Origin of the sequence: Nonomuraea pusilla, from assembly GCF_900109355.1 — a bacterium.
GTDB classification, from domain to species: domain Bacteria; phylum Actinomycetota; class Actinomycetes; order Streptosporangiales; family Streptosporangiaceae; genus Nonomuraea; species Nonomuraea pusilla.
This window is the reverse complement of sequence record NZ_FOBF01000017.1, coordinates 90332-102141: the sequence shown is the minus strand read 5'-3', so window position 1 is coordinate 102141 and position 11810 is coordinate 90332. Positions and strand designations below refer to the sequence as shown.

Annotated in this window: 7 protein-coding genes; 3 read left to right on the top strand and 4 right to left on the bottom strand. The window is 72.2% G+C overall.

Translation table 11 applies throughout. The features are described from left to right. Nucleotides 1-79: 79 nt before the first annotated feature. From BMX74_RS30065 to BMX74_RS30050, 4 genes are all read right to left on the bottom strand, one after another. Nucleotides 80-2089 (bottom strand): NADH-quinone oxidoreductase subunit NuoF family protein, encoded by a 2010-nt coding sequence (locus BMX74_RS30065; protein ID WP_337959864.1) that lies wholly within the window; start codon nt 2087-2089, stop codon nt 80-82. Then, complete coding sequence (locus BMX74_RS30060; RefSeq protein WP_055506693.1) at nt 2086-2865, bottom strand: ferric reductase-like transmembrane domain-containing protein; 780 nt, start codon at nt 2863-2865, stop codon at nt 2086-2088. Before BMX74_RS30060 ends, BMX74_RS30065 begins: the two co-directional genes overlap by 4 nt. A gap of 62 nt (nt 2866-2927) precedes the next feature. Beyond that, the gene (locus BMX74_RS45090; RefSeq protein ID WP_091104032.1) at nt 2928-4661 is read right to left on the bottom strand and encodes a DUF1996 domain-containing protein; all 1734 of its coding nucleotides are present in this window, start codon (nt 4659-4661) and stop codon (nt 2928-2930) included. Continuing rightward, on the bottom strand, nt 4658-5449 hold the full coding sequence (locus BMX74_RS30050) for a DUF4142 domain-containing protein (RefSeq protein ID WP_063792259.1): 792 nt from the start codon (nt 5447-5449) through the stop codon (nt 4658-4660). Before BMX74_RS30050 ends, BMX74_RS45090 begins: the two co-directional genes overlap by 4 nt. Nucleotides 5450-5557: 108 nt before the next feature. Here BMX74_RS30050 and BMX74_RS30045 point away from each other — a divergent pair, with 108 nt between their 5' ends. From BMX74_RS30045 to BMX74_RS30035, 3 genes are all read left to right on the top strand, one after another. After that, nucleotides 5558-6112, top strand: a complete 555-nt coding sequence (locus BMX74_RS30045; protein WP_236715013.1) for a sigma-70 family RNA polymerase sigma factor — start codon at nt 5558-5560, stop codon at nt 6110-6112. Next, a complete protein-coding gene (locus tag BMX74_RS30040) occupies nt 6112-6294 on the top strand; it encodes a zf-HC2 domain-containing protein (RefSeq protein ID WP_055506695.1) in 183 nt (60 codons plus the stop codon). Before BMX74_RS30045 ends, BMX74_RS30040 begins: the two co-directional genes overlap by 1 nt. 340 nt (nt 6295-6634) lie before the next feature. Then, nucleotides 6635-11509, top strand: a complete 4875-nt coding sequence (locus BMX74_RS30035; RefSeq protein ID WP_055506696.1) for an NAD-glutamate dehydrogenase — start codon at nt 6635-6637, stop codon at nt 11507-11509. Nucleotides 11510-11810 lie beyond the last annotated feature (301 nt).

Sequence of the window (11810 nt, the reverse complement as noted above, 5' to 3'; positions counted from 1 at the left end):
GGCTCCTGGTGATGCGCGTGATCGTGGTGAACCGAAACGTGAGACGCCGGAGACCGGGGTGTGGTTGGTCACGAATGCATCACCCCATGGGGCCTCCGAACCAGGAGAAGTCGCTCGCGGGCGCCAGATGCGGGAAGGCGTCCCCGGCGGAAGCGGGAAACGAGCCCCGGCCGGGATCGGGACCGGGCGCCAGGTGACCGGCGGGGGGCAGGTCGGGGCCGGGATGACCGGTGCGGGGCAGGCCGGGGGAGTACGGGGCCTGCGGCGCCGGCGCGAGGTGCCGTCCCGGGTCGGGCTGCGGCACCGGGGCGGGCTGCGGTACCGGGGCGAGGTGCGGGGCGGGCGCCAGGTGCAGCGGCGGCCGGGGCGCGGGCGACGGCTCCGCGGGCTCGGGACCGGTCGTCACGGGCCGCTCCCCGCCCGCGCCGAAGCCGCCGTCCCGCCGCCCCGACCGGCGGGATGAGCGGGGTTCGGCGGGTGCCGGGCGGGCGTGCTGGCCGCGGGAGGCGGGTGGCTCCAGGCGGGTGAGGCCGCGCAGCGACGGCGGCCTGCGGAAGACGCCGCCCCTGACCAGGCGCAGCGGCGACGCCGCGGGCCGGGGCTCCTCGCCCGTGGTCTGGACGAGCCGTAGCGCCAGCGCCGGGCACATGTCCACGGCCCGCCGCGCCTCCTTGGCCATCCAGCCGGGCATCGTCCTGAACGAGGGGAAGCCGTAGTCGTCCAGGTCCACGAACTCCGGCAGCAGGTGCGCGCACAGCCCGTGGCCCTGGCAGCGGGTCCAGTCCACCTCCAGCCGGTACTCCGGCTCCGGGTCCGGCTCGGGGAGCGGCAGCACCCCGCGCACCGGACGCCCGCACGAGCCGTGCTCCAGGTGCAGCGCGATGTCGGTCTCGAACGCGTCCAGCGCCGACAGCACGAACTTGGCCGTGCCGTCCGGGTGGAAGCAGGCGCCGCGCCGCTCGACCGCCCGCACACAGCGCCGCACCGCGTCGATCGAGCCGGTGCCCTCGGCCAGCGCGCACAGGGCCCGCGCGACGTCAGGCAGCCCGAGCCTGCACGGCCCGCACTGCCCGGCCGACTGGGCCGCCAGGTACGACGCCACCCTGGCCGCCTCCCCGACCGGGCAGGTGGACGACCCGATCGGCACGATGATGCCCGCTCCGAGGCCGCCCCCGGCCTGCTTCATCCCTTCCCGGGAGACGACGGCGGAGCGGGCGGCGTCCGGAGTCAGCCACGCGCCGTGGTAGCCGCCGACCAGCACGCCTTCGCCCACGTCGGCGTCGCACAGGTCCAGGACAGCCGCGAGCGGGGTGCCGCTGGGCGTCTCCACGACCGCGCCCGCCGCCGCGCCGCCGCTCACCGTGAGCAGCACCGTGCCGGGCTCCTTGCTGGTGCCCACCTCGGCGTACCGCTCGGTGCCGAGTTCGGCGAGCAGGGCGAGCTGGGCGAAGGTCTCGGTGTTGGACAGCAGGGTGGGCAGGCCGTCCACGCCGCTCGCGGCGGCCCGCCGCTTCCTGCCGGGCGGCACGGGCTCCTCGCCGTTCACGCCGCGGACGAGCGCGCCGCCCTCGCCGGAGATGAACCGCTCCCGCAGCCCCACCACCCGGATGGCGATGCGGCTCTCTGCGGCGCCCGACACGTTCGCGGCGCGCCGTTCCGCCACCGCGGCCGACACGGACGCCTCGGCCACCTCCCCGGCGACGGTGGCGATCACGACCTCGCGGGCGTGCAGCGCCTCGGCCGCGAGCACGGCGCCGTCCAGCACCAGGTGCGGCGTGCGGACGAGCAGCATCTTGTCCTTGGACGAGGCCGGTTCACCCTCGGCCCCGTTGACCAGCACGACGCTCTCGCGCGCCGCGGCAGCCTCGGCGACGGCCCGCAGCTTGCGCCCGAACGGGAACGCCGCGCCGCCGCGCCCCCGCAGGTCCACCTCGTCGACGCGCGCGATCAGGTCCTGGACGTCGCGCGGCACCGGGACGCCGTGCAGCGTCCTGTGCGCCGGCAGGTCGAGCCGCCTGCAGTGGTCGAGCCCGGCCGTCAACCTGGCCGGCCCCAATCGCAACACCCGCGGCACCTGGTGCGGGATCATCCGGCCTCCCTGAACCTGCGTCTGGCGTCGGCCAGGCTCACCGGTGCGCCGACGCGCTCGCGGGGTTCGGCCGCGGGGGCGGTCACGGCGGGAGCCGGCACCCGCTCCGGCGCGGCGGACGGCCTGCGCAGGGTGGCCACGACGCGGACGAGCAGCGCCGAGGCGACCGCGGCCAGGCAGGCGACGTACGACCAGGCCACCCAGCCGTCCGGCGGGCGGCCGGCGGTGAGCCCGTGCGCGACGACCAGGGGCCAGGCGGCGTACGCGGCGGAGTGCAGCACCCGCCACGTCCACGGCTTGGCCCTGACCGCGAACCGTCCCCTGATCACCCCCGTGACCAGGGCGACGGCCATCAGGCCGAGGCCGAGCACGCCGATGAAGACGTACGCCCCTGCCACCGGCACGATCACGGCCCCCACCGGCACGTGCCCGAGTCCGACCATGAGGAGGATGTGGGTGACCAGATAGGCCATCCCGATGACCGCGGTGGCGCGGTGCGCGAGCTGCGCCCTGACCCGCCAGGCCGGCGTCAGGAAGGCCCGCTCCGTGGTGAGCAGGCCGAGCGCGACCGTGGTGGTCAGCAGCACCAGGGCGAACACGCCCGCGTAGAACTCGAGGAAGCTGACGACCCGGCCGAGGAGCGCGAGACCCCGTTCCGTCCTGGTCAGCGCGAGCGCCGACAGCAGGACGGCGGTGATCGACGCGCACGCTCCCAGCCGGACGTTCCTGGTGTCCAGCGTCGTGGGGGCGTGCCGGGGGTGCCGTCTGTGGAGCATGTGTTTCCCTCCAGGGTCGGGTGAGGGTGCGACTCGGAAGGCGGGTGCCCGTGCGGGTGCCGTCAGCAGCGGCGGCCCTGGTTGATGCAGGAGACGACGAACGACATCAGCCGGTCGGGCATCACGTTGGCGAAGTCGCCGTGGTCGGTGACAGGGTTGTGCTTCTGCTCGGGGAACGCGTCCAGGGCGAAGGAACGGCCCTGTGGCACCGTGTAGGCGAGGATCATGCGCAGTTGCGGTATCGCCCTGGTGCCCTGCGGACACGCGCCGCCCTCGCCGGGGAAGACCACGTGGGTGCGGTGGTTGGCGCTGTCCGTGTTCTGGCCGTCCCAGCAGCTCGGGAAATCCAGGATACGGAGAACCTGGCTACCGCGCGGGCAAAGCGGATATTTGTTACTAGTGATGCGATTGGTAAATCGGGTGCAACTCCATTTCGCATTCGCATTGCCGCCGCCGTTCGTCGCCGCTTTGGCGTCACCGGTGATGAGGCGCAGGAAACGCGGCATGGCGCTCACCTTGGAGACGGGGTTGCCACGGAACTGGAGCACGACCGCGTTGGCGCGCAGGGGGCGGCCGACGTTGCCGTCGGTGTCGCCGGTGTTCGCGTCCACCCGGCGGTCGCGGATGACCGGCCAGAAATAGGTGGATTTGTCGCTCAGGCGGCAGGTGGTTCCGGCCGCGGCGAGGCTCTCGTCCGTCGAGAACGCGTCCGTGGACAGGTTGCCCACGTAGTCGTGCAGGTGGTGGGCGCCGTTGGAGACGCCGGGGGCGACGATGAAGTTGTCCGGGTTGTTGTGGCCGTTGCGGTTCGTCCCGCACTGGGAGACGAACGTGCCGCGCGACCCGCTCCTGCCCGCAGGAAGGTCCAGGCGGCCGGGCGGGATCTGGCGGATGTCGACGAAGTCCTGGGGGAACGGGCCCAGGTCGGCGCACTCCTGGCCGCTCGCGGTGGGAGACGGGGCGGGCGACGGGCTCTGGCCGCCGCCGGGGGGCTGGGTCGGCTCCTGCGCGGGGCCCTCGGTGGGTGGCTCGGTGGGCAGCCCGGTCGGGTCCTGCCGCGGATCCCCGCCGCGGTCCTGCCCGCCGTCCTGGCCCGGGTCCTGGCCCGGGTTCTGGGGTGGGATCTGGGTGGAGTCGCGGGGAGGGGCGGGGGTGGCGGTGCGGGTGCCGCTGCCGCCTCGGCGGCCGAACGGGTCCGCGCTCCGCGTCGGCTCCGGGGACGCGCCCGGGTCCAGCACCGCGGCCCCGCCGTCCCCGCGGTCGCCCTGTCCGCCGTTCCGCTCGCTGTTCTGCCCGCTGTTCTGTCTGCCGGTCTGCGCGTCGTCCTGCCGGTCGCCTCGCGTGGCGTCCTGCCGGTCGAGCCCGGTGTCGTTCTGCCGGTCGCTTCGCGTGCCGTCCTGCCGGCCGAGCCCCGTGTCGTCCTGACGGCCGAACCGGGTGTCGTCGTCACGGCCGAGCCGGGAGCCGTCCTGGCGGCCGTTCTGGTCGCCGTTCCAGCCGTCGCGGTCTCGCTGGTCGGTGGGGCCGAAGCGGTCGGCGTCCTCCTGTCCCGGGGACCGCCCGTCTGGCGCCTGGCGGTTACCGTCGCGGCCGTTGCCGTCCTGGCGGCTCCCGTCCTGCTGGTCGCCGTTCCGGCCGTTCGCGCCCTGGGTGGGACTGGTCTGCCGGCCGTGCGACTCGGACGGGTCGCAGTGGTCGGCCCTGGCCGGCACCACGCCGATCACGGCGGCCGACACCAGGCCGCCCGCCGCCACCGCCAGGGCGGAGACGGCGGCGGTCACGCGTCTGGATCTCATGTCTGTCTCCTGGAATCGACAGGCCCGGCCGGCAGCGCGGCCGGGCGGGCGGGGGAGGGAGGGGAACCGGCGGGGCCGGCCGGCAGTGCGGCCGGGCGGGCGGGGGAGGGCGGTGAATCCGCGGGCCCGGCTGGAAGGGCGGCTGGGTGGGCGGGGGAGGGGCCGGCTGGAAGGGCGGCCGGGGGAGGGGGGGACGGTGGCGGGGGCTCGGGGAGGTCCGCGAACGAGACGAGGCCGGTGGACTCCAGCAGGGCCATGTGCTTCATGACGAAGTTCACTCCTTGCCGGGCGAACTCCCTGATCTCGGCGTTGCGCGTCCCGGCCCGTACGGCCGCCACGACCGTGAAGACCTTGCCGTGCGCGGCGCGCAGCAGGTTCGCGAAGTCGCGGTCGAAGGCCGCGCCCCGTTCCGTGGCGAGCTGGGCCAGCCAGCGCTGCTGGTCGGGGTTCGGCTGGTCGGGGAGGGGCACGCCGAGCCTGCCGGCGACCTGGCGGGTCAGCAGGTCGAGCTTCATGTGGTCCTGCATGAGGATCTTCCCGACCTCTTTGACCCGCGCGGACGCGCCGCGCTCCTGCGCCCATTCGCCGGCGGGCATCTCCCAGAGCCCGGCCTGGCGCACCTTGACGAGCAGGTCGCGGTCGGCCGCGCCGAGCGGTCCCGAGGAGGTCTGGGCCCAGTCGGCGGCCACGGGTGCGGCGCCGGACGGCAGCACCAGCAGGACGGTCACCGCCGCCGCCAGCGCGAAACCGCCGAGTAACAGCACCTCACCGCGCAAAAGCCTGTGCATGGTCCGAGGTACGCGGGTTCACCCGACCCGGTTCATTCATGCCCGGAGATAGTTAGAAATGACTGGAGTTATCGGAGTTGCTGCCACCCTGATAACGAAGGTGTAAAGATGTGCCCCGTGCTAGGTCACCTCGACGGCAGGTTCGAGAGTGCGGATGCCGAGGCGGAGCGTCGCATCGCGGTGCTTTACCAGGAGTTCGGCGGCCCCCTGCTGCGCCACGTACGCAAGTCAACCGGCAACGACCTTCAGTGGGCCGAGGACGTGGTGCAGGAGACGTTGGTCAGGGCCTGGCGTAACTCGGCACGACTGCAATGGGAACCAAGCCTCCTCTGGGCGTGGCTGCTGACAGTGGCCCGCCGCATTGTGATTGATGGGCGTCGGAGAAAGAGCGCGCGGCCGCATGAGGTCGAGCCGCCCGACGTCGACGTGCTGGCCGTGCCCGACGGTTCCGACCGGGCGCTGTCGGCGATGGTCGTGGCGCAGGCGCTGCGCAGCCTGTCCGACGAACACCGCGAAGTCATTGAGCAGACCTACCTTCGAGACCGTACGATAAGTGAGGCGGCGGAGATTCTGGGGATCCCGCCGGGCACGGTGAAGTCCCGGCTCTACTACGGCATCCGGGCGCTCCGTGAGCTGTTGCACGACAGGGGGGTAGCCGGCTGATGCACGACGGGGTGGCCGCGTACGCTCTCGGCGTCCTCGACGACGAGGAGCACGAGCAGTTCGAGCGCCACCTCGAGACGTGCGCCCGGTGCCAGGCCGAGCTCGTCGAGCTGGCCGGGCTTCCCGAACAGCTCGACGAGATCAGGCACGTCCCCTCGGTGTCCGGTGAGGACCCCCGATGACGGTCTCACGTTGACGTTCCTGCCCTTTTCGGGTGGTATCGGTACGGCGAGGTACACACGTCCGGAGAAACCGGAGCCGGGCGATCTGGGGGAGGTGTTCGGTGGGCATCGACGATGATGCGCCCGTACCCCCTCATCGGCGGTCCGGAGGCGACGGCGGCACTCCGCCGGTTCGCCGGGACGGCCGCGCGCCCGGCGCGACGCCGCGCACGGGCGGCCCGGACGACGACGCCCCCCATCCGCGCGCCCGGACGCGCACGCACGACTTCCCGCTGCCGTGGGAACCAAGGGCCTGGCGATGAGAAGCCATGGCGAACCCTCACAAAGGAGTGAGAGCGAGATGCCGCTCGACGAGGCGAAGGACGAGCTGCTGCAGCGAGCCGCGGAACGGTGCGCGGCCGGCAGCGACCATGTGAGCCAGGAAGAGGCTCTGTCCTTCCTCAGGGTCTACTACCGGCACGTGGCGCCGGAAGACCTGCTCGACCGCAACCCCGTCGACGTGTACGGCCCCGCGATGTCGCAGCGCCAGCTCGCCGAGGTCCGCCCCCAGGGCCGCGCCGCGGTCCGCGCCTACACCCCCAACCTGGAGGAGCACGGCTGGGACCCCGGCCACTCCGTCGTCGAGGTCGTGACCGACGACATGCCCTTCCTCGTCGACTCCGTGACGATGGAGCTCGACCGGCACGACATCGGCGTCCACCTGGTGGTCCACCCGCAGATGCGGGTGCGCCGCGACATGACGGGCCACCTGCTCGGCCGCGGCCAGGAGGACGTCACGGGGCAGATGCTCGTCGAGTCGTGGATGCACATCGAGATCGACAGGCAGTCCGACCCCGAGGTGCTGAAGGCGCTGGAGTCGGACCTGCAGCGGGTGCTGTCCGACGTGCGCCACGCGGTCGAGGACTTCAGCAAGATGCGGGCGCTGGCCGTCCACACCGCCGAGGACCTCAGCATGAACCCGCCGCCGCTGGAGCCCGCGGAGGTCGAGGACAGCATCGACCTGCTGCGCTGGCTCGCCGACGGGCACTTCACCTTCCTCGGCTACCGCGAGTACCGCCTGGAGCACACCGACGAGGGCGAGACGCTGCGCTCGGTGGCGGGCGCGGCGCTCGGCATCCTGCGCGACGACAAGGTGGGCTCGGAGAGCTTCTCCGCGCTGCCCGCCGAGGTGCGCGCGAAGGCCCGCGAGAAGCACCTCCTCATCATCACCAAGGCCAACTCCAGGGCCACGGTCCACCGCGCCACCTACCTCGACTACATCGGGGTCAAGCTGTTCTCGCCCGAGGGCGAGGTGATCGGCGAGCGCCGTTTCCTGGGGCTGTTCACCCACGTGGCGTACAACGAGTCGATCTCCAGGATCCCGGTGCTGCGCCGCAAGCTGGCCGCGGTCATGGACAAGGCGGGGCTGGCCCCCGACAGCCACGACGGCAAGGACCTCATCGAGATCCTGGAGACGTTCCCGCGCGACGAGCTGTTCCAGACGTCGATCGACCAGCTCCTGCCGATCGCCCTGGGCGTGCTGCGGCTGCGCGAGCGCAAGCAGGTCAAGCTGTTCCTGCGGCGCGACGACTACGGGCGCTACATCTCCTGCCTGATCTACCTGCCGCGCGACCGCTACACCACGAAGGTGCGGCTGAAGATGCAGGAGGTGCTGCTCAAGGCGCTCGGCGGCGCGTCGCTCGACTACAGCGCGATGATCGGCGAGTCGGTGCTGGCCCGCCTGCACGTCGTGGTGCGCGGCGAGCGGGGCAGGCAGCTGCCGCCGCCCGGCGTGGACGTCGAGGAGCTGGAGGCGCGCCTGGCGGCCATCACCCGCTCCTGGGAGGACGACCTCGCGGTGGCGCTGGCCGAGATGACCTCGGAGGAGGAGGCGCCGGCGCTCACCAGGCGTTACCAGTCGGCGTTCCCTGAGGGGTACAAGGCCGACTTCCCGCCCAAGGTGGCGGTGATGGACCTGCGCCGCCTGGAGCAGCTCATCGCCGAAGGCGACGACGACACCGTGAGCATCAACCTCTACGAGCCGTACGACGCGGCCGAGGGCGAGCGGCGGCTGAAGATCTACAAGGCGGGCGAGCCGATCTCGCTGTCCCAGGCGCTGCCGCTGATCCAGCGCCTCGGCGTCGAGGTCGTGGACGAGCGCCCGTACGAGATCGACAGGGACGGCGACCCGAGCACCAAGAACGCCTGGATCTACGACTTCGGGCTGCGCTACACGCCGTCGGACGAGGTGAGCAGGGAGGACTTCAAGCAGCTCTTCCAGGACGGGCTGACCGCCCTGTGGCAGGGCCGCGTGCAGGCCGACAACCTCAACGCGCTGATACTCAAGGCGGGCCTGACGTGGGAGCAGGCCGAGATCCTGCGCGCGTACGCCAAGTACCTGCGCCAGGCGGGCGGCACGTTCTCCCAGGCCTACATCGAGCGGGTGCTCAACGGGAACGTCCGGCTCGCCCGGCTGCTGGTGCGGCTGTTCGAGGCCAGGCTCGACCCGCGCAGGGACCCCGACACGCGAGCCGACCTGGCCGACGCGCTCACCGAGGAGATCCTGGGCGCGCTCGACGACGTGGCCTCGCTCGACGAGGACCGCATCCTGCGGGCGTACCTGGAGATGATCCAGGCGACGCTGCGCACCAACTACTTCCAGCGGGTGGACGGGCAGCGCAAGCCGTACATCTCGCTCAAGTTCGACCCGCAGGCGATCAGCGTGCTGCCGCTGCCGCGCCCCAAGTACGAGATCTTCGTCTACTCTCCCCGCGTCGAGGGCGTGCACCTGCGGTTCGGGAAGGTGGCGCGCGGCGGCCTGCGCTGGTCCGACCGGATGGAGGACTTCCGCACGGAGGTCCTCGGCCTGGTCAAGGCGCAGATGGTGAAGAACACCGTCATCGTGCCGACCGGCTCCAAGGGCGGCTTCGTCGTCAAGCAGCCGCCCGTCTCCGGCTCGCGCGAGGACGTCCTGGCCGAGGGCGTGGCCTGCTACCGGATGTTCATCTCGGGCCTGCTCGACCTCACCGACAACCTCGTCGACGGCAAGGTCGTGCCCCCGGCGGACGTCGTCAGGCACGACGGCGACGACACGTACCTGGTGGTCGCCGCCGACAAGGGCACCGCCACGTTCTCCGACATCGCCAACGCGGTGGCCAAGGAGTACGGCTTCTGGCTCGGCGACGCCTTCGCCTCGGGCGGCTCCGTCGGCTACGACCACAAGGCCATGGGCATCACCGCCCGCGGCGCCTGGGAGTCGGTCAAGTACCACTTCCGCACCATGGGCGTGGACGTCCAGACCACCGACTTCACCGTGGCCGGCATCGGCGACATGTCGGGCGACGTGTTCGGCAACGGCATGCTGCTGTCCGAGCACATCCGGCTGGTGGCCGCCTTCGACCACCGGCACGTCTTCGTCGACCCCTCGCCCGACGCGGCCCGCTCGTACGCCGAGCGGCGGCGGCTGTTCGACCTGCCCCGCAGCTCCTGGGACGACTACGACAAGACGCTCATCTCCGCCGGAGGCGGCGTCTTCCCGCGCACGGCCAAGTCGATCCAGATCACCCCGCAGATGCGCGAGGCGCTCGGCATCGACTCCGGTGTCACCTCGCTCGCGCCCAACGACCTGATCAGCGCCATCCTGCGGGCCCCCGTGGACCTGCTGTGGAACGGCGGCATCGGCACGTACGTCAAGGCGAGCGGCGAGTCCCACGCCGACGTGGGCGACAAGGCCAACGACGGGCTGCGCGTCAACGGCTCCGACCTGCGCTGCAAGGTCGTCGGCGAGGGCGGCAACCTGGGCTTCACCCAGCTCGCCCGCATCGAGTTCGCGCTGAACGGCGGCCTGATCAACACCGACTTCATCGACAACTCGGCCGGTGTCGACACCTCCGACCACGAGGTGAACATCAAGATCCTGCTCGACCAGGTCGTCCGCGACGGCGAGCTGACCGACAAGCAGCGCAACCAGGTCTTCACCTCGATGACCGAGGAGGTCGCCGGCCTGGTGCTGCGCGACAACTACGCGCAGAACGTCGTGCTGGACGCCGCGCGCGCCCAGGCGGTCGAGATGCTCCACATCCACGCCCGCTACCTGCGCCGGCTGGAGCGCGAAGGGCTCGTCAACCGGGAGCTGGAGTTCCTGCCCTCGGACAAGACGCTCGCCGAGCGGCGCCAGGCCAAGCTGGGGCTGACCGCGCCCGAGTTCTCGGTCCTGCTCGCCTACACCAAGCTGGTGGCCGACGCCGAGCTGCTCGCCTCCGACCTGCCCGACGACCCGTACCTGGCGAACTGGCTGGTGTCGTACTTCCCGTCGGCGCTGCGCGAGCGGTTCAGGACGTACATGGACGCCCACCCGCTGCGCCGCGAGATCATCACCACCTGCGTGGTGAACGAGCTGGTCAACTCCATGGGCACCACGTTCATGTTCCGATTCGGCGAGGAGACCGGCGCCTCGACGCCCGACATCGTGCGCGCCTACCTCGTCGCCCGCGAGGTGTTCGACCTGCCCAGCTTCTACCGGGCCGTCGAGTCGCTGGACAACAAGGTCGAGACCGCCACGCAGCTCGCGATGCTGCTGGAGGCGCGCAAGCTCGCCGAGCGCGGCACCCGGTGGCTGCTGGTCAACCGGCGGCCTCCGCTCGACCTGTCCGGGTCCGTCTCCTCCTTCGTGAAGGGCGTCAACGGGCTGCTCGCCCACATCCCGAAGCTCCTGACCGGACCCGACCTCGCCGCGTACGAGGAGCGCCGCGACGCGTTCCTCCTCAGGGGCGTGCCGCAGGACCTGGCGGAGCGGGTGGCGGCCATGGTGCCCGCGTACTCGATGTTCGACCTGGTCGAGATCGCGACGATGACCGAGCGCCCGGTGAACGAGGTGGCCGAGGTCTACTTCGACCTGGCCGACCGGCTGCAGCTGGCCCGGCTGCGCGAGCGCGTCATCGCCCTTCCCCGCGACAACCGGTGGAACTCGATGGCCCGCTCGGCGCTGCGCGACGACCTGTACGCCGCGCACGCCTCGCTCACCCACGACGTGCTGACGCACAGCAGCCCGGGGCTGCCTCCGGAGGAGCGGCTCGGCCGGTGGGCCGACGCGAACGCGGCCGCGGTCGGCAGGGCCAGGCAGACGCTCTCCGAGATCTGGGAGAGCGACAACTTCGACCTGGCCACGCTGTCGGTGGCGCTGCGCGCGATCAGGACGCTGGTGGCCTCCAGCAACCTGCCGCGCGCGGAGGACTGACCGCCCCGCGACCACCACGGCCCGTGCCCGCCTCCCGGCGAGCACGGGCCACCGCCCTGCCCCGCCGGGCACGGCCCGCCTTCCAGCGAGCATGCGCATGGGCGGTACGGGCCCGTTTTGCGGCGAGCATGCGTCACGGGCCTGCCCTACTGGGTGCGGGCCCGTTTTGCGGCGAGCATGCGTCACGGGTCTGCCCTACTGGGTGCGGGCCGCCTTCTAGCGAGCATGCGCCGCAGGCCCGTCCCTTTGGGCCCGCCCGCGTCGGTCCTCACGCGGCGCCGTCCTGCGCCGCCTTCCCCCC

What these genes read in the sequence shown, in the direction of transcription:
- BMX74_RS30065 (WP_337959864.1), bottom strand. Translation starts at nt 2,089, where the DNA reads ATGATCCCGCACCAGGTGCCGCGGGTGTTGCGATTGGGGCCGGCCAGG.
- BMX74_RS30060 (WP_055506693.1), bottom strand. Translation starts at nt 2,865, where the DNA reads ATGCTCCACAGACGGCACCCCCGGCACGCCCCCACGACGCTGGACACC.
- BMX74_RS45090 (WP_091104032.1), bottom strand. Translation starts at nt 4,661, where the DNA reads ATGAGATCCAGACGCGTGACCGCCGCCGTCTCCGCCCTGGCGGTGGCG.
- BMX74_RS30050 (WP_063792259.1), bottom strand. Translation starts at nt 5,449, where the DNA reads ATGCACAGGCTTTTGCGCGGTGAGGTGCTGTTACTCGGCGGTTTCGCG.
- BMX74_RS30045 (WP_236715013.1), top strand. Translation starts at nt 5,558, where the DNA reads ATGTGCCCCGTGCTAGGTCACCTCGACGGCAGGTTCGAGAGTGCGGAT.
- BMX74_RS30040 (WP_055506695.1), top strand. Translation starts at nt 6,112, where the DNA reads ATGCACGACGGGGTGGCCGCGTACGCTCTCGGCGTCCTCGACGACGAG.
- BMX74_RS30035 (WP_055506696.1), top strand. Translation starts at nt 6,635, where the DNA reads ATGCCGCTCGACGAGGCGAAGGACGAGCTGCTGCAGCGAGCCGCGGAA.